This window comes from Brevibacillus borstelensis (assembly GCF_036700025.1).
Taxonomy (GTDB): domain Bacteria; phylum Bacillota; class Bacilli; order Brevibacillales; family Brevibacillaceae; genus Brevibacillus; species Brevibacillus borstelensis.
Genome location: NZ_CP144922.1, coordinates 2,429,600 through 2,453,354, shown reverse-complemented (window position 1 = coordinate 2,453,354; position 23,755 = coordinate 2,429,600). Strand labels below are relative to the sequence as shown.

General features: G+C 53.0%; 24 protein-coding genes, 1 other RNA gene and 2 riboswitches. Of the genes, 7 read left to right on the top strand and 18 right to left on the bottom strand.

Features of this window, described 5'->3' with window-relative positions; genetic code table 11:
* Positions 1-139 precede the first annotated feature (139 nt).
* Genes V5G20_RS11460 through V5G20_RS11450 form a run of 3 tightly spaced genes read left to right on the top strand, consistent with a single transcriptional unit; the run spans position 140 to position 2,764 of the window.
* Positions 140-1,879, top strand: coding sequence for an Rqc2 family fibronectin-binding protein (locus V5G20_RS11460; protein ID WP_338463464.1), 1,740 nt, complete (start codon positions 140-142; stop codon positions 1,877-1,879).
* A gap of 35 nt (positions 1,880-1,914) precedes the next feature.
* Entirely contained in the window at positions 1,915-2,259 is a 345-nt protein-coding gene (locus tag V5G20_RS11455; protein ID WP_003386149.1) for a DUF2512 family protein, read from the top strand.
* A 31-nt stretch (positions 2,260-2,290) separates the two neighbouring features.
* On the top strand, positions 2,291-2,764 hold the full coding sequence (locus tag V5G20_RS11450) for a hypothetical protein (protein ID WP_003386150.1): 474 nt from the start codon (positions 2,291-2,293) through the stop codon (positions 2,762-2,764).
* Between the two features lie 109 nt (positions 2,765-2,873).
* Here the strand turns inward: V5G20_RS11450 and ssrS are convergent.
* From ssrS to V5G20_RS11425, 5 genes are all read right to left on the bottom strand, one after another.
* A non-coding RNA gene (gene ssrS / locus V5G20_RS11445) (6S RNA) lies at positions 2,874-3,067 on the bottom strand.
* Between the two features lie 92 nt (positions 3,068-3,159).
* The gene (locus tag V5G20_RS11440; RefSeq protein WP_024982920.1) at positions 3,160-3,930 is read right to left on the bottom strand and encodes an enoyl-CoA hydratase/isomerase family protein; all 771 of its coding nucleotides are present in this window, start codon (positions 3,928-3,930) and stop codon (positions 3,160-3,162) included.
* A 27-nt stretch (positions 3,931-3,957) separates the two neighbouring features.
* Positions 3,958-5,130 carry a CaiB/BaiF CoA transferase family protein gene (locus V5G20_RS11435; RefSeq protein WP_251247280.1) on the bottom strand — a complete coding sequence of 391 codons (1,173 nt, stop codon included), beginning with the start codon at positions 5,128-5,130 and terminating at the stop codon, positions 3,958-3,960.
* A 546-nt stretch (positions 5,131-5,676) separates the two neighbouring features.
* Positions 5,677-6,612: a DMT family transporter gene (locus tag V5G20_RS11430; RefSeq protein WP_003386153.1), complete on the bottom strand. Its 936-nt coding sequence runs from the start codon at positions 6,610-6,612 to the stop codon at positions 5,677-5,679.
* 23 nt (positions 6,613-6,635) lie between these two features.
* Positions 6,636-7,580, bottom strand: coding sequence for a GntR family transcriptional regulator (locus tag V5G20_RS11425; protein WP_024982922.1), 945 nt, complete (start codon positions 7,578-7,580; stop codon positions 6,636-6,638).
* A gap of 143 nt (positions 7,581-7,723) precedes the next feature.
* Between V5G20_RS11425 and V5G20_RS11420 the strand changes: the two genes are divergently transcribed.
* Positions 7,724-7,894, top strand: coding sequence for a YjzC family protein (locus tag V5G20_RS11420; protein WP_003386157.1), 171 nt, complete (start codon positions 7,724-7,726; stop codon positions 7,892-7,894).
* Between the two features lie 52 nt (positions 7,895-7,946).
* Here the strand turns inward: V5G20_RS11420 and V5G20_RS11415 are convergent, their stop codons facing one another.
* The gene (locus V5G20_RS11415) at positions 7,947-8,186 is read right to left on the bottom strand and encodes a hypothetical protein (RefSeq protein ID WP_003386158.1); all 240 of its coding nucleotides are present in this window, start codon (positions 8,184-8,186) and stop codon (positions 7,947-7,949) included.
* 88 nt (positions 8,187-8,274) lie between these two features.
* On the opposite strand from V5G20_RS11415, the gene V5G20_RS11410 reads away from it, so the two are divergent.
* A complete protein-coding gene (locus V5G20_RS11410; RefSeq protein WP_171505979.1) occupies positions 8,275-8,820 on the top strand; it encodes a DUF309 domain-containing protein in 546 nt (181 codons plus the stop codon).
* Here the strand turns inward: V5G20_RS11410 and V5G20_RS11405 are convergent.
* Together V5G20_RS11405 and V5G20_RS11400 are read right to left on the bottom strand one after the other, a co-directional pair.
* Entirely contained in the window at positions 8,784-9,344 is a 561-nt protein-coding gene (locus V5G20_RS11405) for an RNA 2'-phosphotransferase (RefSeq protein ID WP_024982924.1), read from the bottom strand. The two genes, V5G20_RS11410 and V5G20_RS11405, sit on opposite strands and share 37 nt — an antisense overlap.
* Positions 9,345-9,366: 22 nt before the next feature.
* Positions 9,367-10,050, bottom strand: coding sequence for a CPBP family intramembrane glutamic endopeptidase (locus tag V5G20_RS11400; protein ID WP_003386161.1), 684 nt, complete (start codon positions 10,048-10,050; stop codon positions 9,367-9,369).
* A gap of 157 nt (positions 10,051-10,207) precedes the next feature.
* On the opposite strand from V5G20_RS11400, the gene V5G20_RS11395 reads away from it, so the two are divergent.
* Both V5G20_RS11395 and V5G20_RS11390 read left to right on the top strand, forming a co-directional pair.
* Positions 10,208-11,410, top strand: a complete 1,203-nt coding sequence (locus V5G20_RS11395) for an MFS transporter (RefSeq protein ID WP_039070108.1) — start codon at positions 10,208-10,210, stop codon at positions 11,408-11,410.
* Between the two features lie 105 nt (positions 11,411-11,515).
* Positions 11,516-11,998 (top strand): CcdC family protein, encoded by a 483-nt coding sequence (locus V5G20_RS11390; protein ID WP_003386163.1) that lies wholly within the window; start codon positions 11,516-11,518, stop codon positions 11,996-11,998.
* A gap of 69 nt (positions 11,999-12,067) precedes the next feature.
* Here the strand turns inward: V5G20_RS11390 and V5G20_RS11385 are convergent, their stop codons facing one another.
* The 10 genes from V5G20_RS11385 to V5G20_RS11340 all read right to left on the bottom strand — a co-directional run bounded on the left by V5G20_RS11385 (position 12,068) and on the right by V5G20_RS11340 (position 23,173).
* Positions 12,068-12,883, bottom strand: coding sequence for a VOC family protein (locus V5G20_RS11385; protein ID WP_122958683.1), 816 nt, complete (start codon positions 12,881-12,883; stop codon positions 12,068-12,070).
* Positions 12,884-12,925: 42 nt separating this feature from the next.
* Positions 12,926-14,641, bottom strand: a complete 1,716-nt coding sequence (locus V5G20_RS11380) for a glycerol-3-phosphate dehydrogenase/oxidase (RefSeq protein WP_311068360.1) — start codon at positions 14,639-14,641, stop codon at positions 12,926-12,928.
* A gap of 128 nt (positions 14,642-14,769) precedes the next feature.
* Positions 14,770-15,336 carry a glycerol-3-phosphate responsive antiterminator gene (locus V5G20_RS11375; RefSeq protein WP_003386166.1) on the bottom strand — a complete coding sequence of 189 codons (567 nt, stop codon included), beginning with the start codon at positions 15,334-15,336 and terminating at the stop codon, positions 14,770-14,772.
* A 49-nt stretch (positions 15,337-15,385) separates the two neighbouring features.
* A complete protein-coding gene (locus V5G20_RS11370; protein WP_338463413.1) occupies positions 15,386-16,156 on the bottom strand; it encodes an HAD-IIA family hydrolase in 771 nt (256 codons plus the stop codon).
* 12 nt (positions 16,157-16,168) lie between these two features.
* Positions 16,169-17,875 carry an ABC transporter permease gene (locus V5G20_RS11365; RefSeq protein ID WP_003386169.1) on the bottom strand — a complete coding sequence of 569 codons (1,707 nt, stop codon included), beginning with the start codon at positions 17,873-17,875 and terminating at the stop codon, positions 16,169-16,171.
* Complete coding sequence (locus tag V5G20_RS11360) at positions 17,872-18,999, bottom strand: ABC transporter ATP-binding protein (protein WP_024982928.1); 1,128 nt, start codon at positions 18,997-18,999, stop codon at positions 17,872-17,874. The genes V5G20_RS11365 and V5G20_RS11360 overlap by 4 nt, the downstream gene beginning before the upstream one ends.
* 12 nt (positions 19,000-19,011) lie before the next feature.
* A complete protein-coding gene (locus V5G20_RS11355) occupies positions 19,012-19,320 on the bottom strand; it encodes an ABC transporter substrate-binding protein (RefSeq protein WP_338463463.1) in 309 nt (102 codons plus the stop codon).
* A 50-nt stretch (positions 19,321-19,370) separates the two neighbouring features.
* Entirely contained in the window at positions 19,371-20,087 is a 717-nt protein-coding gene (locus V5G20_RS11350) for an extracellular solute-binding protein (RefSeq protein ID WP_338463412.1), read from the bottom strand.
* A gap of 240 nt (positions 20,088-20,327) precedes the next feature.
* Complete coding sequence (glpK, locus tag V5G20_RS11345; protein ID WP_024982929.1) at positions 20,328-21,821, bottom strand: glycerol kinase GlpK; 1,494 nt, start codon at positions 21,819-21,821, stop codon at positions 20,328-20,330.
* 101 nt (positions 21,822-21,922) lie between these two features.
* Entirely contained in the window at positions 21,923-23,173 is a 1,251-nt protein-coding gene (locus V5G20_RS11340) for a homoserine dehydrogenase (RefSeq protein ID WP_003386174.1), read from the bottom strand.
* 85 nt (positions 23,174-23,258) lie between these two features.
* Positions 23,259-23,373, bottom strand: a riboswitch (SAM riboswitch).
* Between the two features lie 103 nt (positions 23,374-23,476).
* Positions 23,477-23,588, bottom strand: a riboswitch (SAM riboswitch).
* Between the last annotated feature and the right edge of the window lie 167 nt (positions 23,589-23,755).

Sequence of the window (23,755 nt, the reverse complement as noted above, 5' to 3'; positions counted from 1 at the left end):
CCACGCTTCCAATACCGTCCAAGGGGGTAATATGTTACACTGTGTCTGACGCTAGGCGACAATCATCCTTATTTATGAGAAGAGGTCATGAACCGTTCACAGCGTATTTTGTATTTTTTAAGAGCTAGAGGTGAAGAAAATGGCTTTTGACGGTGTTGTGACTCGTGCCGTTGTACAAGAATTAAAACGATGGGAGGGCGCACGGATTGCCAAAATCCACCAGCCCCATTACAGCGATATTGTCATGCAATTGCGAATGCAGGGGGAAACGGGCAAGCTGCTGCTCTCTGCCAACCCGACCTACCCCCGCCTCCATCTGACTACCGAGGATTTTACCAATCCGATGGAAGCCCCGATGTTTTGCATGCTCCTTCGAAAGCATTGCGAAGGCGGATTGATTGAATCGATTGAGCAGGTCGGTATGGAGCGGATCGTCCATATGGATATCCGTGCCCGCGACGAGCTGGGCGATACGACGCGCAGGCGGATCGTGATGGAGATCATGGGAAAACACAGCAACATCATCCTGCTCGACCCGGCGACCGGTGTAATCCTGGACAGTGCGCTGCATGTGACTCTCGCCATCAGTCAGTATCGGCAGGTGCTTCCAGGCAAAACGTATGTCGCTCCGCCCGGTCAGGACAAAAAAAATCCCCTGCTTGTATCCCAGCAGGAGTTTATCTCGCTGTATAACTGGAACGGCGGCCGTTTCGACAAGCAATTGGTCGATACATTTACGGGGATGAGTCCCCTGCTCGCAAAAGAAATCGTTCACCGCTCCGGCCTGCCGACCCGCGAAGCATTGTGGCAAGCGTTTTCGCAAGTGATGCAAGACATTGCCCGACACGACTACGTCCCTCATTTGGCCGTGGCCAAAGACAAAACATACTTTCACGTCGTTTCCCTGACACATCTTCAAGATGCTGCCATCACTTCCTTTCCCACCGTCAGCCAATGCCTGCAGGGTTATTTTGAAGGAAAGGCACAGCGGGATACGGTCAAGCAGAAGGTTCACGATCTGATCCGCTTCGTAACCAATGAACGGAACAAAAACGTCAAAAAAATCGAGAAGCTGGAGCAAACCCTGGTGGATGCCCAGGAAGCGGAGCAATACCGCCTTTACGGCGAATTGATCACGGCCAATATGCATCTGCTGAAACGCGGAGATACCGTGCTGGAAACAGTCAATTGGTACGACGAGGATGGCGGTGTCGTCCGCATCCCGCTCGATCCCCTAAAAACGCCTTCGGAAAACTTGCAGGCGTACTATAAACGATACAACAAGGCCAAAAACAGTCTTGGCATTGTAGCGGAACAGATCGCGCAGGCTGAAGAAGAAATTGTTTATCTCGACGGCCTGCTCGTTCAGTTGGAGCATGCGACTGTACAGGATACGGAAGAGATCAGAGAAGAGCTGGCGGAGCAGGGCTACATCCGCAACAGGCAAAAGCGTCAGGCCAAAAAGAAAAAAGACCACCGCCCCGAGCTGGATACGTATACGTCCTCAGAGGGTGTGGAAATCCTGGTAGGCAAAAACAACAAGCAAAATGAATACTTGACCAACAAGCTGGCGTCCTCGGGTGATACATGGCTTCATACCAAGGATATCCCCGGGTCCCACGTCGTGATCCGCGGGCGAGATTTCTCGGAACAAACACTGAAAGAAGCGGCACTGCTCGCTGCCTATTACAGCAAAGCCCAAAACGGCAGTCAGGTTCCGGTCGATTACACACTGGTGAAGCATGTGAAAAAACCTAGCGGAGCCAAGCCCGGATTCGTCATCTACGAGCAGCAGCGCACTCTTTATGTCACACCTGACGAGAACAGCGTGCGCCGGTTGAAATCGAATTTCCGCGATACGAATAGCAAGACTACCTAGGATCATACTAAGAGCATGAAAGGAGGTGTTCGTTCTTGAGCATCTTGATAAAGCTCCTCTCAAACGGGATTATTGCCGTTCCGGGGCTAATGTGGTCGGGAACGTCACTCTCATTTGCGCTCGTCACCAGCGTAGTCATCAGTCTTATCTCTTATGTGGCCGGGGATCTGTTTATCCTTCCGCGTACAAACAACACATTCGCCAGTACGGCCGATTTTGGGCTCGCCTTTGCCCTTCTCTGGCTGAGCTGTGCCCTATTTGCAGTGCCCTACCGTCTTTCGGGAATATTTTTAACCGCTTTTGCCATCTCCATCGTGGAGTATTTCTACCATAATTACTTGCAGCACCGCGGTGTCCACCATTCCAGACACCCGGGTTGATACACGACTTTGACAGCTAAGGAGGATCGGGATGAACGTCATCGGGATCATCCAGACGGACTTGAATGAATTTAGCGTCCTGTTCGAGCCTGAGCAAGGTGGACAGCAGCAAGGCGGACAGGGGCAGGGACAAGGACAGCAATCACAGCAGCAGGGTGGCGGAGATCAGGACGACTCCATGTTCCTCAGCTTTTTGGAGGACCAAACCGGCGACAGCAGCGGCGGTCAAGACCAAGGGGGAAACAGCGGCAATCAGCAGCAGAATGGTCCCCAAGAGCTGACTGTTCGGATCAAAGGCATTCCCGAGGGCCAGAAAGCAAACTTCCTGCAAATGTACCAAATCATCCAGGATGCAAAGGACAGCAAGGACCTGGAGCAGACGCTGACCATCGTGAACAATGGCGATCAGCAAAATCAAGGCGCAGGCCATAACATGGCCGGCGGGAATAACGGAGGCGGCGGCAGCAGCTTTTCAGGAGGCTCCAATTCCTCCAAAAACCAATAGCGTCCCACATCACGAATAACAAAAAAACCTGAAGCGACGAGGCCTCAGGTTTTTTATGTACAATTTTTGCCACATAGGAATGGAAATTGCTTTCCAGGCTTGGACAAAAAAATCCCCCGCTCTGCCGTCCGACCTAATGTTTCTGTAACCTGTGCTCACACAGGTGGGCGACCCGTCCACGTTTTTGCCTTCCCATGCGTCCCATACAGGGAGGTGGGCCTGACATCCGCGTGAAGTTCTGTCTCCCAGAAAATACGTATAAGGTTAGAAACATATACAGCCTAACGAACATCGCAGGATCTTGTTGTTATTTACTTTACCATAGGTATGCCCTGTTCTCAATGGATAATTTCCCCTGAAAGGCCCGTTCTTTGATGAAAAACTCTCTTGGCGCTTTACTCTTTTTTCAGCCGCTGGCGGATGACCGTCTGAAACTCTGGATGGGCGATCAGTTTGGGCTGCTGCTGTTTTTCCCAGGCTAGAGCCTCCTCCATGTTGAGCTCCAGACATGCTGTCAATCCCATTTTGGTGGTCTCCCACGCCAGCTTCGGCATCCGCAGCAGGACTTTCGCAAGCTGGTTTGCTTCTTGTTCAAGAGCCGCTGCATCGACTGCCTTGTAGATCAACCCTATCTTCTCGGCTTCGCTTCCGCTGATTTTTTCTCCCAGCAAGGCCAGTCGTTTTGCCTGGGCCATACCGACCAGCCTTGGCAACAAATACGTGCCGCCAAAGTCGGTAGTCAATCCGATATGGACAAACGGTTCCTGAAGCACGGCCTCCTTTGCAGCCAGGACAAAATCCGCATGGAGAGCAAGGTTTAGTCCTGCTCCTACCGCCGCGCCTTCCACAACAGCAATCACAGGTTTGGGCATATGATGCAATTGCAGCAGAAAGTCGTTGATGATGGTCAGCGCCTGATGGGCTTGATCTGATTCACTCAGCATGCTGAGCACGCTTAAATCGGCGCCGGAACAAAAATTTCCGCCTGCTCCCCGAAAGATCACCACTCTTACTTCTTCCTTGGTAGCCGCAAAGGAAATCGCATCTTTCAGGAGAGAAAACATCTCGATCGTCATCGCGTTCAATACGCGCGGACGATTCAGCACAATAGTCAGAACCCCCTCATGAAGCTCGGTATAGAGAGGAAGTGTCTGTTGGTCATTCATTCACAAAACCTCCGTTTATGCTAGTATTCAAACGAAAATGACTACGTCCCTTCCCAATTGGGCCAACTCTTCAAGCGACAGCCCCAGCTTCTGCGTCAGTACCTGGCGGGTATTCGCTCCATAACCTGGCGGAGGCGATAGGTCCCGGACCGGCTCGTCCCTGTCAGAAAGACTGGCTCGGGTGCGAACCTGCAGTCTCTCCCCGTATTCTCCTGCTTCAAGCGTAAACGTCAGTTGTCTGTTTTTTATAAAAGCGCTATCCAGCCAAGTATCTATCTCCTCTACGGGAGTCAGGCAGCAGTCCACCTCGCTTCCCAGTTCCCCCCACTCGGGCTGTGTCCTTGATAGAAAAAGCTTTTTCATTTCTTCGTACACATGCGGGTGTTCGTCGAGCCCCGCCCCGTACAGGTCTTCCCAATCCTCGCGGCCGACTGCCCTGCAGAAATTGAGCCAGAACTTTTCCTCGAGGGCCGCGAGAACGACGTACTTTCCTTCCGCTGTTTCAAAGATCTGGTAGGCAAGGCGACCTTTAAAAAACCGGGCCATCTCTTCTTCCCGTGCATGTTGGGCGCAAAGGACGTGCATGCCCATCCAGGAGGACAATGCGTCAACCAACGAAATGTCCAGATACGCTCCCTGGCCTGTTTGGTACCGCCTGATCAATGCCGCGCAGATTTGCTCGGATGCGTACATGCCGCCCGCATAATCGGCAATCGGGACCTCTGCAGCCACCGGTTTTCCGTCCTCGCCGCGGATCGCAGCAAGGAGTCCGCTTGCGGCCTGGAAGTTGAGATCATGCCCGCCTAGCTGATGCATCGGGCCGCTCTGTCCATACCCGGTAAGGGAGCAGTAAATGATGGAGGGATGGCTTTTGGAAAGTCTTTCGTAGTCAAGGCCCAAGAGCTTCATTACTCCGGGCCGAAAGCTTTCGACAACTACATCGGCCTGCCTGGCCAACTCATACGCCAGCTCTTTGCCTTTCCCCGTACGAAGATTGAGTGCCACGCTTTGTTTATTTCGGTTGGTAGAAAGAAATATTGCTCTTGCCTCCCCGATTCTCGGTCCCATTGCCCGTCCAGGGTCTCCGGACGGATGCGTCTCCACCTTGATCACTTCTGCTCCCAGGTCAGCCAGTCTCATGGTGCAAAACGGTCCGGGAAGATGGCGCGAAAAATCGACTACCGTAATCCCTGTCAACATGGCTTTGACCGCTCCTTTCCAACCCTTTCCATGTTCATTTCGTTTTGAATGCCTTCAATCCTCTTTTTTTCAAAAAATAAAACAGTCTGACAACAAAAAAAGCGCCCGACAGAAAACCTGTGTACACACAGCTTCTGTCGGCGCTTTTGGTGAAAGACGGATCGCATTCTTTCACATTTGGAGGTATGACCGCTGGCGGTCAGCACATGCTCCCGCTTAAATGGGAAGCATGTTATTTCTGTTAATAGCGGCTGTCGTAACCACCGCTGGAGGAAGAGGAGTCGTGACCGTAGCCGCCACCATACCCTTTTTTATAGCTATGGCAGTCGTACTTATAAACAGGTTTGTAATAGCATTTTTTCTTGTAGTATTTCTTTTTGCAGCATTGTTTGTGATAGCAATGGCCGTAAGACTTTTTGCATCCGCAGCTCACTCGCTTCACCCCCTCTTCGCTTGGTACAGTTACAAAATATGTCGAGGGGAGTGCTTCGGCACGGTACATGTATCTATTCAATGGGAAAATGAGCATCCGCCCTACGCGCTGCGCTAGAGGCTTTTTGACTCGAGAAACGGTTCCGCCGGGGAATTCCTTTGTTTATTTCGCTCCGCCCAGGCCACACCGATGAGAACGAGAAAACCTCCCAGCACAGTCATTGCGGTCAAAGGTTCGTGAAGAAACAGAATAGCCGTCGCCACATTGATCAATGGTGTTGCATTCAGGTAGATGCCTGCCCGGGCTGCGGACACTGTCTTCAATGCCTGATTCCACAAACTATAGGCACAAACCGTGCAGCCGAGCGTCAGGAAGAGAAAGCAGGCAAAGGTCTTTCCGTTAAAAACAGGGGGCCCGTACATCCAGACCTCCGCCAGGGCGAACGGAATCACCATGATTCCTCCGATCAAAAGCGTCAGGCAGGTAAACCATTCGCTCGGCATCTTCTCTTCCCCTGCGGGCCGTTTTTGTTGAATCACATAGATCGCGAAAACAAATTCGCCAGCCAAAACGAGCAAATCCCCCAAAACCGAGAAGCTGGCTTTGCTTTGAGATTGCAGTGTGATCATGAGTACGCCTGCCATTCCGATCAGCAGGCCGAGCCACTGGGAGATTGTAACGCGCTCTTTTAAATAAAGAGCCGCGAGCGAGAGTGTAAAGAGCGGCAGCATCGCAGCGATCATGCTGGCGTGCACCCCGCTGGTAAGAGACATCCCGGAAAAATTGCAGAGAAAGTATCCCGCGACACCGGTAAATGAAAGCATGGCCATTCGCTTCCAGGGAATGATAAGTCCTTCTTGCTGGGCGCCAGCATGACGCCTTGCTTTGGCGTTTCGTTTGGCAAAGAAAAAAAGAATGAGTCCGGCTGTAAGAAGTCTCATGCACATCAGGGAAAAAGGGTGCAATGTTTCCATGGCCCATTTTACCGGGACGACCGTCAGGCCCCATAAAAAAACGGCTCCCAGCAGCATCCAGCTCGCTTGTTTCATGAAATTTTCATCTCCGTTGGCTTTTACTGGGTGACGATTTTCCTTAGCTCATTGATCCCGTGGTGGTCAGGAATTTCCTGAAATTCCTTCACCTTGGGCAGCGTCAGGAGATGCGGCCGGGTCATGTAGCCCGGTTTGGAGATGTAAACGACGTCGCAATGGGCTATCAGCTCGAATACGTCCGGGGAATTGGCTTCTATCGTTCGCAAATCCAAGTGGGTAATACCGGCATTATGCAGATCGGCGATCATTCCTTCGGCTCCACGGAGGGTTGCGCAAATGAGACCTACCTTGGTTTGCCGCGGGTACGCCTCCATGGCAGGAATCACGGTAGTCGGGTCCGGAATGAAATCGAGACTGACAATCGGCGGTGATTCGCGCGGCAACGCCTGCTTCACTCTGGCGCTGACCGAAGGATGCGTGACAATTGCTTTATACTGACACAATAGTCCTCCTTCTTTCTCCAGCCAATCCCAAAAGTCATCCAGTGTTCGCCCTTCCACCATCGCACTGGGCAAGTGATATTGGACCAAACGCAAATATTCGGCCAGCTCCAGCTCTGTAAAACGGATGAAGAGGACGGGAAACTGATTGATCTCATGCATCACTACGGAAAGCACCCGCGTGAATTCCTCCATCGAATACCCCATAGCCTTTACTTTGTGAATCGTCTCTTTGGCCAGCAAAGCTAGATGGGCGGGGTTGCGGGTCAGCAGGGGATCATTGACGACATTGCTGACAATCGTTCCTCTTCCTTGCCTGGAGTCGACCAGGCCCTCCTGTTGAAGCCGCAAGTACACGCTGCGAATCGTGTTGTAGTTTACCTTGAGCTGTGCCGCCAGTTCTCTAACCGTGGGGAGCTGTGCATGAGGCGGCAATTCACCGCTGCGTATGGCCGCTGCGATCTGCTGGTACAATTGTTCGTGATACGAAACATTGGAATCCTTTTGCAAAGACAGGCGAAGCACGTGGCAACCTCCCCGTATATCATTTAATTTCAATCGTAAATCAATTCTGAATGTATCGTCAACATGAACAATCAGGATGAACCACGCTGCCGTATGAAATACTAAGCGTGACGATTACATCGCATGGAAAGAGGGGAATATAGATGGGCGAGCGCAGCCGTTTTCACGAGGGAGACAAGTCTCCGAAAAACGCCGTATACATGGAAATCGGGGAGACTGGAGCGAGTGTCCAGGACCCGATGATCATCGAACTGGGGAAAGGCGACAAATTTCCTCCCACCCGGAACAAGAATCGGGTTTGGACTCAAAAGTAAAGAATAAAGAGAAGAACCAACCCCCACCGGAAGGTTGGTTCTTCTTCATGTATCAATCAGCGCCTTCGTCTTCCTCGCCTTCTTCGTCATCATCGGTCACGTAAATAATCGAAACCCCCATGCTCTCAAGCAGCTGGAGCACTTCCCGGTTCAGCGTCTCGTCCCAGAGAAGCCCCAGACTCTCAACCAGCTCCAGCTCCTCCAGATCACCCGTTTCCGCATCTTGTATCAGTTCAATCACATCTGTCAATTGCTTCTCTTCCAGAATGGCAAGAATTTCTTCTTTGGTCATTTTCTTTCCTGCACCTCGTTTTCTGTATGTATCCTCCTCTATAATAGTACATAGTGAAAACGGAAAACAAAAGAGTGAGGTCATCGTTATGTACCCCCAACCCTATCTGGAATACCTGATACAGTTCCATGCCGAACGGGATTATTTTGAATGCCACGAAATTCTGGAGGAATATTGGAAAGAAAGCCCTCCCGGAGAAAGAAGGGCGGTTTGGGTCGGCTTGATTCAAGTAGCCGTGTCGCTCTACCACCAGCGCAGAGGGAATTTTGCCGGAGCCATCAAAATGGTGGACAGCGCGATCAAGATCCTCAATAGAGAGAGGACCGACGTCCAGTCGCTTGGCCTGGACCCGGATGCAACCATCCAAACGCTCAGCCAGCTCCTTGCTGAGATGAAGCAAAACAGTCCCTATCACAGCATCCGATTGCCTATTGCCGACCCGGCCTTGCTGGCCGATTGCCGGAAGCGTTGCGAAGAACGAGGCCTTCATTTTGACAGCGAAAGCGATCTGTTCAATACATTTTTGTTACATAAACATACACAGCGGGACCGGTCGGATGTAATCGCCGAAAGGCTTCGCCGGCTCGATGAGCGCAGTCAGCGGCGCTCAGGCAGCACCGATGCGGATAAGTAAGCAGCAGGAATGGCCTCGGCAAAAAAATAACGTTCCGAGCCTTGATAAAAGCGTATCTTTTGCTGCCATGCATCGTGGGCACTGACTGCAAGCAAGACCAGTGTACCTTGCTCCTCACCGATATCGGCCGGGCTTGCAGCCAACTGCACATGTTCGTTTGCAATTGGCAGGAGTCCTCCCTCGGCTATTTGCGGGATCAGCTTTCGATGCGTACCATAAAACAGCTGCGGCGGCGGCTCCACCTCCTCGCCCCATTTTTTCGGACCTGGCAAAAACCCGTACGTAGCGCGGATCAACGCTCCGCCATCCCAGTCGATCCGGTGCTCCGGATCGTGATCGACCACTTGCCGGATGTCGTTCAGGGTGACACCGCTGCAGCCTTTTAACGTGCGGATGTAGGCCAGCAAGGCATTCACAGGCGTATATCCATATGTATCAAAATAAAGCAAAGGCTGTTCTCCGTTTTGTCTGAGAGCCGAGAGCAGCCTTTTCCGCAGCCGTTGTTCTTCATAATCCTTGAGCATTCGGCACCCTCCTATGGTCAATTCAGTAAACCCAGATGTGCAGTGCGAGAATGATCCCCAAATCGGCCATGAGGTGGCTCAGCCAGGTCGCGTAAACGGTCGGGAACAATCCTTTCAGCCAGCCCCACAAAAGGCCCGTTCCAAACACAAGTCCCGTGATCAGCACTCCCCATAACAATCCAAACAAAATGACTCCGACGACGAGATGATACAAGCAGTAAAAAAAACCGCTTATCAGCACAGCGACAGGCCGGGCCAGCGCATCCAGCAGACGCTCCAGAACAAAGCCGCGCCAGAGCAGCTCCTCCAACAAGGAATTGACAACGACCAAATACAGGGAAAACGGGAGAAGCCAGTCAGGTGTCACTCCCCAATCATTTAGCGTGTATTTGACGTGACTGGCGTTCACTATTCCCCCGCTGATCAAGAGCCAGGTCCCCGCCATCACTCCCGTCATGAGCATCGCTCCTAGGCCCAGACCGTATAGCATTCCTTTTTGATCAAAGGGCACCCATGCCCGCTTCCACTGTGCGGACAGCTTTTCTTCCCACATGCCGTGAAACAGCGGCACCAACAGACAAACGAGCAAGTGAAACAAGAGAAAGGTGGCAAACAGGCTGCGTTTTTCCACCAATCCGTAAAATATCGCCAAGGTAGCTGAAAAACCGTAAGCCACCAATAAGAGCAAAGCTCGCTTTCGTTTCACAGAGGAACACCCTTTTCCCTTTTGACAAATATAGGGTTCCCCATTTTCCGTCGCGCATACGACAGCCGGGAATCAATATACAAAATTTTGGGCAAATGCTATACTGTGTGAATCCAATTAATAAAAAAATTTTGAATAGGCAGAAGGAGTGGCTTAGATGTTGTGGCGCAATCGTACCTTTCTCCTCCTAATGACCGGAGAAGTGATCGCTGGTGCCGGTATGTGGATTTCCATTATCGCCAACCTCCAGTTCATGCAGCACATGATCCCTTCCGACACGGTCAAGGGATTGATTCTGATGAGCGGACTGATCGTCAGCATTCTCTTGTCACCAAAAGCCGGCGTCATGATCGACCGTTACGACAAAGGAAAGATCATGCTTTATGCGAGCCTCGTGCGTTGTCTCAGTCCGATATGCATGCTCCCTGCGATCTACTACGGCTCCCTTTCATGGATGGTCGTCTCTCTGGTCATCATGCAGGTCTCTGCCGCTTTTTATTTTCCGACCGTGCAGTCTTCCCTGCCAGCCATCCTCAGTCCGGCTGACTTGTTGAAGGCAAACAGCGTCTACCTCAACCTCTCGACATTGTCACGGATTGGCGGAACAGCCATAGGCGGCATACTCGTCGCGAACATGGATTTATCCCAACTCTACCTGTTTTCGCTCGCGGCTTATCTGGCTCTGGCCTTTGTCACCAGATTTTTGCGTATCCCCGCAGTCGATTCCCGCAAGCGACAGGAAAAGGTAGAATTCCGCGAGGTGCTGACCGTGACGAAGAAAGACCCTGCGCTGATGGTTGCCTTGCTCAACACAGGCCTGATTACGCTGTTTCTCGGCGGCTTTAACCTGCTCGTGCTCAATTTCAGCGAAATCCAGCAAAGTCCCGAGCTGATGGGCTGGATTTATACGGTAGAGGGCATGAGCATTTTGGCGGGCGGACTCCTTGCCAAGCGTTGGATTGGCGGACGCAACCTGATCGCCGCATCCACTGTTTTGCTGTTCTTTTTTGCCCTTTCGCAGTACGGCATGTCGTTTGCAGACAGCCGGTTCATGGTCTTGGCTTCATTTGGCGTCTTTGGCTTTACCGTCGCTTTCTTTTTCCCCGTGACCACGACGATTTTTCAGCGCCGGCTGCCAGAGCACCAGCAAGGCCGGTTCTTCTCCTTCAAAGGGATGCTTGACCGCGGGTTCTTTCTCGTCGCTTTGGGAACGACCGGGATTTGCCTCGATCTGTTCGGCGTCTCCGGTTACATGCTCGGGATCGGCTCCGTTACGCTGCTGATGGCCGCGCTGACGATGGTGTATAGCAAGAAGCACAAACTCGACGTCCGCGAGACGGATGAGCCTGCAGTCGCCTGACACCCGTCTGACTGCGATTGCTTGCAGAAATGGAAAAGAGCGCTTTCCTCTTTTTTAAAAAATGGTGTAAACTAGTACCATCATGGAGTAAGGAGGAGCATTTCCATGCACATCCTGTCAACGACCGCTCTCGGGATGCTTATCCCGTTACTCATGGCTACCGCGGTTATCTTTCTGCGACTCCGCGGACAGAAAAAGCCGGTCTCCGCACGCCGGATAATCCTGCCGCCATTGTTCATGTCAACCGGTTTTGCCATGTTTCACTTTCCGGAAACGGCAACACCGCTGATCTACCACGTGATTGCATTTGGTGCAGGGATGATTCTTTCCATTCCGTTGATTATGACGTCCCGTTTTGAAATTGTCGGGCAGGACGTATATTTGAAACGATCCAAAGCGTTTTTTATGATTCTTTTGGCGTTGCTCGTTATCCGGACCGTGATCAAGCTGTGGGTCAACGACTCGTTTTCAGTCATGCAGACAGCCGGCCTGTTCTTCGTCTTGGCGTATGGCATGATCGTTCCGTGGCGACTGGCGATGCTCTACATGTATCGCCAATTTACCAAAAATCCTGTCCGGGAATCGTAACAAAACACGTGCTTCCAAAAAAACAAGAGCAGTCCCCTGCGGAAAACCAGGGAACTGCTCTTTTTCGCATCAAATGGACGACCACTCGTAGTTGCCGCCGAAAATTCCTGCGCTGTGCACGCTGGAGCCGGGACCTGCAAAACGGATGAGAAAGGGACGTTCCCCTCTGGTGGACAACGCATCCTTGGTGACACCGGCTCCCATCGGTTGACAGAGCAGCAGATCGGCCCCGTCGCATTGGACGCGCCGGCATTTGGCTTGCAGCCGTTCGTCCGCAAATTCTTCGCCTGCCACAAGACCGAGCCACTCCTGCCAGTCGCGGGCCGCTTCGTCCAAATTGCCGGTAGCAAGCGCAATGTATGCGATTTCTTGTGAGCCGTTTTCATGCGGGGCGATCATCCCTCGTCTGGTCAAGTCATTCACTCTGGCTTCATCTGACTCATCCCATTGGATCAGAAAGGGAATGCGGCGCTGCTTTTCGGCCCCCTCGGCAAAAAGCATTTTCCACTGAATGAACGTGCCGTCCTCCCGCTTTCTGCTGCCAGGCAACGGCCCTGTCACCTGGTATCCGCGCTGTTCAAAGCGCTCTGCCCACCGCTCGATCTCATCTGTGCGAAAGGCAAGCTGCCCCATTCCTTCGCCGACTGTCGCCTCGGCAACCAATTGCCGGACGAGCGGATTCTCTGCACTCGCGGCAATATCGGGAAATTCTACGGCGAGAAACTCCACGTAGGATAAGCCGAAATAGCTGAGGCTGTTGTAAGTCCCCCACGATTCATGCCGTCCCCCCGCTACTGTATGAAAGCCCGCCTTTTTCAGCCGATCAGAAGCCTCCAGGGGTGGTCTGTAAAGAAAGTGAACGAGGTGATCAAACGAAAGTTTCATCCTATCCGCCCTCTTTTCTTGAACGTCCTCATAATGATCGTTTCAAAAAATAGTACCTGATTTTTGGGAAAAGTCAATTGATTCCCCAACATGATCGGATAGGTCCTGCTCATTTCGCGGGAGATTTTTCAGCGAATGCAGGTAGTTTTGCGCTTCGGCATTCTGGCGAGCTGCCTCTGCAGCGCTCCAGCCCAGCTCCTGTGCCATCAGCCGGACGACAAGCTCTCTTAGCTCCTCGGCCTTGTGCAGTTGAAAATAGGTCCATCCCGTACGCAGTCGGAGGAAATCAACGGCCTGGACGGTCATTTCTTCCTCGATTGCATACTTGATCTGTGCCGCCAGCAATTGTTCCCGGGTGGGTGAGCCCTCGGAAATCCGCTTGTAAATGCTCAATGTGTTGCTACCGAAAGTATCGATCCACTCCTGCGCTATCTCCGTTTCTACTCCCAGCTCGATTCCCTGTCGAAGCATCTCTTTTTTCCAATCCCCGTACTTTTCATATCCATGGTGTACCCCTCCGCTGATGACAATGCGGTCGGTGGAGCAAGCCGGGTACTCCTTGCCTTCTTTCTCCTTCAGCTTGTGGGCGATCGTGTCGACCACTTTTTCCGCCATCTTGCGAAAGCCCGTCAGCTTGCCGCCAGCGATGGTGATCAATCCGGTAGGCGAGTGAAAAATTTCATCCTTGCGGGATAATTCCGACGGTCCCTTTCCCTCCTCGTAAATGAGCGGACGAAGCCCGGCCCAATTGGAGTGGACATCTGCCGGCTCCAGCCTGACGGACGGGAACATGCTGTTTACGGCACGGAGCAAATAATCCCGGTCCTCTTCTGTCGTGCGCGGATGGTCAATGGAATGCTCGTAGGCCGTATCCGTTGTGCCGATGTACGTGATTCTTCCTCTGGGAATGACAAAAACCATCCGTCCATCCGGCGTATCAAAATAGGCGGCCTGCTTGACCGGCAATCTGTCCGCCGATACGACCAGGTGAACACCTTTTGTCAAATAGAGCCGTTTGCCTTGCAGGGAGCCGTCCACTTGCCGTACGCCATCTACCCATGGCCCCGTCGCATTGACGACATATTTGGCATGAATCGGGTAGCTCTTGCCTGTTAACCGGTCTGTGACGAGCGCCCCCGTTATCATGCCGTTGTCGTACAAAAATTGTTCAGCCTTCGCGTAGTTAACGGCCGTTGCGCCCAATCCAACGGCTGTTTTCATGATGTCAAGCGTCAGGCGGGCGTCATCTGTCCGGTACTCAAAGTACAGGCCCGCGCCTTTTAACCCTTCCGTTTTGAGCAGCGGCTCCCGCGAGAGTGTTTCCTTTCTCCCCAGCATCTTGCGCCGTTCCTTCCGCGCCACTCCGGCGAGCCAGTCGTACACGTACAAGCCGACAGACGAAGCCAGGTAGCCGTAGGTCCCTCCCTTGTAGATCGGCAAAAGCATCGGTACAGGGATCACCAGATGAGGGGCATTTTTGTACAGAATGGCCCGCTCTCGTCCCACCTCCTGAACCAGCCGCACTTCCCCTTGCTTTAAATACCGCAGACCTCCGTGAATCAGCTTGGTCGACCGGCTGCTCGTGCCGGAACCAAAATCGTTCATTTCCAACAAGCCTACCTTCAGTCCGCGTTTGCTCGCATCAAGCGCAATGCCGGCACCGGTAATGCCTCCACCGATGACGAGCAGGTCAAGCGTATCTGTGGACATTTGCTGCAGAAGTTCCTGTCTGGTCCGTGCTGAAAATCGGTTACCCACTGGTTGCCTCCTCTCCGGCTTCGTGCCGGATGTTTTTGATCAACGAAAAAACCCCCATGAAAAGATCGGCCTGCCATGCAGACATGCCGTCTTTCCAAAGGGGTATCTCCTCATCTCTTCCCTTTTTCCTATTCAGGTGAAAACCAAAATTCTTTTGTTCCGACCGACACGGCCAGGGCGCCAGCCGCCAGTGCCTCGTCGATTTCCTGCCTGGTTCCGATCAGGCCGCCCGCGATGATCGGCAGCGGAGTGAGCTCGGTCATTTCCCGGATGACTCTGGGCATCACACCCGGCATGATCTCGACAGCATCGGGGGCGCTCTGCTCAACTACCCTGATTCCTTTGACTACCGCATTTCGGTCAATTAAAAATATCCGCTGAATCGCCATCAGATCCATTTCCTTGGCAACTCGGATCAGGTTGCTTCGCGTGGAAATAATACCGGTAGGGGCGATGTTTCTTGCCACATAGGCAACCCCGCTCTTGTCCGGTGCGATCCCCTCGATAAATTCCATATGCAGAAACACCTGTTTGCCTGCCGCTTTGCTTCTGTCGACAAGCTCCTGAATGTTAAAAATGGAGCCGGTCAACAGAAAGATGATATTGACATTGCTTCTGAGCGCGTCATCCAAATCGGCTTCGGATTGGACGGCAGCAATGGTTTCATACTCGACCAGATCTACAATAGGATACATCCGCTACCTCCATATGGTGCTTGGTTGCTCCCATTATAGCATCGCATGTCTAAAGATTCACAATTTCTTTAATACTGTTTAAAATGTACCGCGGATTGTATTCGCTTTGCTCGGCCATTTCCCTGGTCGAAATTCCGGTCAAGACCAAAACGGAGTTCATGCCTGTATCGTTCCCCATTTTGATGTCCGTTTCCAGCCGATCCCCTACCATGTAGCAAGCATGGTAGTCCAGACCGAGGTGACGTACGGCCGCTTCGGCTGCTATCGGAGAAGGCTTCCCGACCACCAGATCAATCGGTCTTCCCGTCGCGCCTTCCAGTGCCCCGATGAAGGCCCCGGTATCGGGTATTTGGCCATCCTCCAGCGGGCAGGTGCGATCCGGGTTGGACGCGATCACCTTGGCCCCGCGAATGGCGGCTTGATACAAGTCGTTTAATCCGTCATACGTGAACTGGCGATCCCAAGAGAGAACGACATAAGACACTTCATTCGGGTCTTCGCTCATCTGTATGCCGTGCGCGCGCAGCTCGTCTCGAATCGGCTGCTCGCCGATCACCAGTACTTTCTCTGTCGGAGTCATCACTTGCTGAAGGTATCTGGCTGCGATCAAGGATGAGTTCAGCACATCCTCCACTGTGGTGGGAATTCCCATTTTGGTCAGCTTTTCCGCGTAGGATTGACGGGTCGCGATCGGTTTGTTGGACAGAAACACGACCTTGTCCCCGCGGTTCCTTAGTTCCTGAATCGCTTCTGCTGCTCCCTCGATCAGGCGGTCTCCGAGATACACCGTACCGTCGAGGTCGAAGATAAACCCCTTCACTGCCTTTCCTCCTTAGTACAGTTGATCCTTGGTCAATTTTTTCGCCAGGTACTGCAGGACAATGACGATCGCAATGATCAGAATCGCCATCGCTGACGCGGTGTAGTATTCACCCCGCAGCAGGTTTTGGAATACCGCCAGGCTCATCGGCGCCCAATCTGTCGGGGCCAGAAGCAGGGAAATGCTCGTTTCCTTGATCACCGTTACGAATACGAGGATAGCACCCGCTGCAATGCCGGGCAGCATCAGCGGTCCGATCACGGTCACGGCGGCGAGCAGGTTGGATGCCCCCATATTTACCGCTGCCTCTTCGATATCCTTGCGAATCGCCATCATCGAGCTCATCGTCGAGCGGATCATGTACGGCATTCGCCTGATCGTATAGGCGATGATGAGCAAGATCGCTGTTCCCGTAAGCTTCAACGGAGCGGTATTAAACGTTTGGATAAGCGCGATTCCCAGCGAGATGCCCGGTACGATCAGCGGAATGGACGAGATAAAATCAAGTCCCCCGGAGTTGCGACGCACGACAAAGTAGGAGACGAAGGTGGCAATCACCACGCTCAGGACCAGCGCTCCGCCGGCAAGAACCAGACTGTTTAGAATATTTTTATGCGACGTGCTGAAAATCGTCAGATAGTGGCTGAGCGTATAGCCGTCCGGCAATGCGTGACGTCCCCATGTAGTCGCGAGCGACGACAGGAAGATGGATGCGACACCGAGTACGGGAATCAGTACGACCAAAAAGGAGTAGGTGGTCAGTACGGAGACTACGCCCTTGTGATCGTTCATTTTTTGGCGAGTCGGTTTTCCCGAGATCGTGCCGTATTCCTTTCCCTTGATCACGAGGCGCTGGAGCCAGAAGAAGAAGGCTGCGACCAGGAGCATGATGACGGTCAATACCGCGGAACCTGCCCAGTTGAAGAAGCCGGCCATCTCCCGATACGCTTCGACCACGATCAGGTTGAGATCTTTTGGCGCCAAAATAATCGGTGTCCCGAAGTCGGAAAAGCTGACGGTAAAAATCAGCAGCATGCTCGAAACGATCCCCGGCATCGCCAGCGGCAAGGTCACTCGCATAAACGTGTACCAACTATGGGCACCGAGGTTTTGCGACGCTTCTTCCAAGGTCAGGTCGCTGATCTTGAAGGCTGCCACCATCGGCCACAGGGCGTAAGGAAAGAAGTAGAAGACCTGTACGAGCACAATCCCGAGCATCGACTGGATGTCAAAAAGCACGCCTTCCCCGCCCAATGCTTGGTAGATGTGATTGACCCACCCCGTTTTTCCGAACATCAGCATGAAAGCATAGGACGAAATAAACGTGGGTACGACCAGAGGAATTGTACACAGTGTGGCAAAAAGTCCTTTGAACGGCATTTTCGTCCGCGCAAAGGCGTACGCAATCGGAATGACAACGATGGTCACAAGCAGTGCTACTCCGGTACTCAGCTTCAGGCTGTTCAGGAGGGCATCAAAGTAGCCCTTGCCCTCAAACAGCGAGGAGTAGGCCTCCAGAGACACATTGGACAGCTTCTCGATTGTCTTTGCCAGCGTTTTTTGGCTGACCAGGCTGCCAAACAGGTTGATCGGCTGGCCGGTAAAGCTGACGAGCAAAATCGAGAACAACGGAACCAGGAGAAACAGGAAGAAGAACAAGTAGATAAACCATTTCAGGACCGTAAACCCGCTCAATGATTCGAGAAATCGCTTTTTCATAGGATCACCACTAGATGAGGATCGATGGAAAGATAGACCTTTGTGCCTGGCGGAAGCAGCGGCGTTCCTGCTTCAAACGTCTTGTCCACTTCGATCTGCATGTTTCCGACCTGTACGTCATAGCGAATGCTGGGTCCAAGGTAGGTAGACATGGTGATGGTACCCTCTATCGATTTATCACCTGCATCGACCGGTTCTCCGGCAGCCAGGCGAATGCTTTCAGGGCGAATGATTACCTCTACATCTTCACGTTTCGCGGAAAAAGCCGATGTGAGCAGTTGCCCGCCTTCAAGCTGAATGACTGTACCGCTTGCCTCCGTTCCTTTTACCTTGCCCTTGAAAATATTGGACGAGCCTACGAAATCCGCTACAAAAGTGGAGCCCGGATTGCTGTACAGCGCGGTGGGCGTGTCCACCTGCACCAGCTTGCCTCCCTGCATAACTGCGACCCGGTCAGCCATGCTCATGGCCTCTTCCTGATCGTGTGTGACAAAGATCGTCGTAATTCCTACTTTTTGCTGAATCCGGCGGATCGTGACCCGCATGCTGTTGCGCAGCTTTTTGTCCAGGTTGGAGAGCGGTTCATCCATCAACAGCACAGCCGGCTCCATGATCAAGGCCCGAGCCAGCGCCACCCGCTGCTGCTGGCCGCCGGAAAGCTGTCCCGGCAGCCTGTCGGCCAAATGACCCAACTCTACGAAATCCAGTGCATCTCTCACCTTTTTTTCTGTCTCTTTGTCCACCCTGCCCAATTTCCGATTGAGCATATTGCCGAGGACTGCGAGTTTGGTGCCAAAGCCGCCTTGGTAGAAACGGCGCACCTGCAGGCTGTAGGCGACATTTTCAAATACATTCAAATGAGGGAACAGCGCATAGCTTTGAAAAACCATTCCGCAATTGCGCTGGTTGGCGGGGACGTTGCTGACATCGCGGTCCCCGATAAAAATTTTGCCGGATGTGGGACTTTCAAACCCGGCCACGCAGCGCATAGTCGTCGTTTTTCCGCAGCCGGACGGGCCGAGAAGGGCGAAGAACTCGCCCTCCCGAATGTCCAGACTGACGTCTTCCAATGCGGCGATTCCGTTAAACGATTTGTGCAAGTTCTCAATTCTGACCGACCCCATGGAAGAACCTCCTTATTGGAATTTTTGCCGCCATTCGTTGCGTACGCGGTCGTAGTTTTGCACGACCCAATCTACGTCGAGCTCCTGTGCATGCGGGATGACCTTTTCCAGCGTGAGCGGCGTTTTCGATTCAACCTCTTTGGAAATCGGGATATGGTACCAGTTGGCAAGCGTTTGCTGTCCTTCCTTGGACAACAGGTAGTCGATCAGCGCTTTGCCGCCGTCAGGGTTCGGTCCATCCTGGACAAGAGATACCGGGTTGACGATGACAGGAGTTTTCTCAGGAACGATAAAGTCCACCTTTTCCCCCTTTGCCTTCATTTCGTATGCCATGAAGTCAAATGCGATCGCGACATGGGCTTCGCCTTTGGCTACCGCTTTTCCGGGCGCCAGCCGGAGTCAGGCATCGCGCTCATCTGATCGACCAATTTTTTGAAGTACTCCCAGCCTGGTTCCTCCCCGCGCTCCATCAGTTGGCTCAGAACCGTAAGCGTGGCTGTTCCGGATGCTGCCGGGTTCGGCATTTGGAGCTTGCCTTTCCATTTCGGGTCCAAGAGGTCGTCCCATGTTTTCGGCGCTTCTTCCGGTTTTACCAGGTCGGTATTGTAAACAAAACCGAGGACGAACACCTCTGCTCCGATCCATTTCCAATCCTTGTCGCGGATTTTGATCCCGTCGCGCACTTCCGGCCAATCCTTGATCGCTTCAGGCGTATAGGCCGTAATAATATCCTTGTCCTTCGCCGACTCAAACGGCAGGAAACCGCCTCCGCCATACCAGACATCCCCCATCGGATTGTCCTTTTCGGCAATCATCTTGTTCACCAGAACGTTGGTGCCGGCGTACTGAATGTTAACGGTCGAGCCCTTGAAAGCCTTTTCAAAATTCTGACCAATTTCTTTGGTCATATCAGGTGTCTCAGGCGAGTAGAGTGCAATTTGACCCAGTTCTTTTGCGGCACCCGAACCCCCGCCAGCTTCTCCTTGGCCCGTACTGGATGAGCCCGTATCCCCCGAGGAACACCCTGCTACTGCCACCGTCGACAACAACGCCGCGGTCGCTACGACATTCAGCCACTTTTTCACCATTTGTCAGACCCCTCTTTCTATTCGTGTTCATTTTTCTGTTGATCGAATAGGTTTGACGATAATGAATAAAAAGAAAACCCTTACGTATATAAACACACTCCTCCCCTTAAAAGGAATGTGTTTACGGGTAAGGGTTTTCTCCGTTTTCTCCGCCTAACCGTATTTCCGTATGTTTTCGTGCTGCACGATCAACTTTTCTAAAGTATAACCATAGTTTTCAATAACTGTCAATGAAAATGCTTACACAAATGCTGCCGCAGCCCGGACAGCCTTTTGCCAACCGGCATATAGCCTGCTGCGCTCCGTCTCTTCCAGTCTCGCCTCGAATGAGCGCTCAACCTGCCAATTGTGCGAAATCTCCTCTTTGCTTTTCCAAAAACCGATGCCCAACCCGGCCAAATAGGCGGCACCGAGCGCCGTCGTTTCATGTACGCGCGGACGCTCGACGGTGACACCGAGAATATCGCTTTGAAATTGCATCAGGAACTGATTCGCTACGGCACCGCCGTCTACGCGAAGCTTGCTCAGCGGAATGCCGGCATCTGCTTCCATGGCTGCCACCACGTCTCTGGTTTGGTACGCCAGCGACTCCAGTGTGGCCCGGATGAAATGCTCTTTTTTGGTTCCCCGGGTCAGTCCAAAAATCGCGCCGCGGACCTCGCTGTTCCAGTAAGGAGTGCCCAAGCCCACAAAAGCCGGGACGACATAGACGCCTTCGGTGGATGACACGGCCGTTGCGTAGCGTTCGCTGTCTGCCGAGGTTTTGAGCATGCGCAGGCCATCCCGCAGCCATTGGATTGCAGAGCCTGCGACAAAAATGCTCCCTTCCAGCGCGTACTCCACTTTTCCGCCAAGGCCCCAGGCGATCGTCGTCAGCAAGCCATGCTCGGAGCGAACGGCTTGTTCTCCGGTGTTCATCAGCAAAAAACAGCCGGTGCCGTATGTATTTTTGGCCATGCCCCGCTCGAAGCAGGCTTGCCCGAACAAAGCGGCCTGCTGGTCTCCTGCAGCCCCCGAGATCGGAACCTCGACGCCAAAGAACAAATCCTTGTCGGTTACCGCATACACCTCCGAGCTGCTTCTCACCTCAGGCAGCATCGCACGCGGGACATCGAGCAGAGCCAGCAGCTCATCGTCCCACTTCAAATCAAAAATATTGTACATGAGTGTGCGCGACGCGTTGGTATAGTCGGTCACATGCGCCCGGCCGCCGGACAGCTTCCAGATCAGCCACGTGTCAATCGTTCCGAACAGGAGGTCGCCCTGCTCCGCCAAAGCGCGGGCGCCTTCCACATGGTCGAGAATCCATTTTACTTTTGTGCCCGAAAAGTAAGCATCGATCAGCAGACCGGTCGTATCCCGAAACAATGGGTCGTATCCCTTGCTTTTGAGCTCTTCGCAAATTCCCGCTGTCTGTCTCGACTGCCAGACAATTGCGTGATAGATGGGCACTCCGGTATGCTTGTTCCACACCACGGTCGTCTCGCGTTGATTGGTGATCCCGATGGCTGCCACTTCCTGTGCCGAAACATTGTGGCTGGCCAAAACCTCGCCGATTACGCCGACGACCGATGACCAGATGTCCAGGGCATTGTGCTCTACCCATCCTGGCTGGGGAAAGAGCTGGGGAAATTCTTTCTGGGCCATCCCGACGATGCTTCCTTGCTTGTCGAACAAGATGGCCCGGGAACTGGTCGTCCCCTGATCGATTGCGAGCACATACTTTTTATCCATGAGCTTCCTCCTTCTACCGCGGGATACGGGCACCCTTTTTCTCCTCTATTAGGGGTGAAACCGGATGCGGTCTATATCCCGAAGCATTGGGCCGTCTCCGCTCACAACACGGGAAACACTTCCGCCCTGATGCCGAAATCGCGGTGCAGCGCCTTCTTGTGCTCCTCTGCAAAACCGCTGGCAATCATGCCGATGCGCAAGACGCTCGCCCAGTCATATTGTATTCGCTGTTTTTCCACGAGAACTCCTGCCCGATCCAAAAAATGCGTGACTTGATCAGGCGTTCCCCGCAACGCTTTACTTTCCAGATAGCAAAAGCACCGCTTCTCCCCGGCTTCCCGATTGCCTGCCGGCTCGCTTTCCTGCCAGACCGGCTGAGGAGTGAAGCGCTGGGTCAGCAAATAGGCCAGATCCTCCACCACAGCGCTTGCTGTCGGAAGCTCGCCTGCCCCTTTGCCCATGAACAAAAGGTCGCCGACGATATTGCCCGACACCTGCACGGCGTTGTAGGCATCCTGCACCTGCGCGAGTGGGTGATCCAGCGGCAGAAGCGTTGGACGGACGGAAAGCTGTAGACCGCCCCCGGCCTTGGAAGCCTTGGCCAGCAGCTTGATCCGGTACCCCAATTCGCGGGCGAGGCCGATCTGTCCGAGGTGCAGCTTTTCAATCCCCTGCCTCTCGGCTGCATGCAGCGGTAGCGATTCACCAAATACGAGCTGGGCGAGGATGTACGTTTTGTACAAGGCATCCCAGCCCTCTACGTCCGAGGCGGGGTCCGCTTCGGCGTAGCCCAGCTCCTGCGCCTGCTTCAGCACTTCGGCGTAGGGAAGCTTTTCCTGTTCCATCCGCGTCAGGATGTAATTCGTCGTCCCGTTTAAAATGCCGCTGACCGATACGATGTCATTAGTCCGGAGAAACTGGCGCAGCACGCCGAGAATCGGAATCCCTCCGGCTACGCTGGCCTCGTACGCGAGCTGAACGCCGTGCCGATTGGCTAGCCGCACCAGCTCCGTTCCGTGCTTGGCAAGCAGCTCCTTGTTCGCGGTGACGATGTGACAGCCCTTTTCAATCAGTGCACGGACATAGCCGTATGTCGGCTCGACGCCGCCCATCACCTCGACGACGATGTCCACGTCTGACGCCAGCACTTCTTCAAACCGGGTCGTGATCAGATTGTTCTCAATCGGTACAGACCGCTGCTTTTCCGCATTGCGGACCAGCGCCTTGACCACCTCGACACGTCTGCCCAACCTGTCCGACAGCTTTTGCTGCTGAGAGCGGATCGTTTTCAAGACGCCGCCCCCCACCGTCCCTACGCCAAGCAATCCTACTTTTACCACACTTGCACTCATGTACTCCACCTCTTTTTCTCATTTCAAACATAAAAAAGGCCTTCTTCCGTTTAAGAAGAAGGCTCGCGAGCTACAGGGGGCCTCCTTCTCATCTGCCAAGACATACTGCTGCTGTCTTGCAGGAATTGGCACCTTGCCACAAACTGCGTGACGGTTGCCGGGCTTCATCGGGCCAGTCCCTCCACCTCTCTGGATAAGAAAGAAGTTATGAAGTTGCGATAACTCAAAAACATTTGATCATACAAATAAAAAACCTTCTCCCGTTAAGAAGAAGGTTGGCATCCGGAATGGACGTACTCCCGCTTCTTATCTGTCAAGACTGTCATCAGTCCTGCAGGAATTGGCACCTTGTCACAAACTGCGTGACGGTTGCCGGGCTTCATCGGGCCAGTCCCTCCGCCTCTCTGGATAAGAACAGTATTTTCCTGTTGGCAACATTGTAAGGAATTCGGTTTGAGCCGTCAACCAGATATTTCCGACATTTCATCTTCGGACGATTCCTTTCATTTTTGAAAAGAAAGGTTTCTCATTTTTAATAAGGTGTTCTCATGCAGGTGATGGCGCACCAACAGACATTTCCAG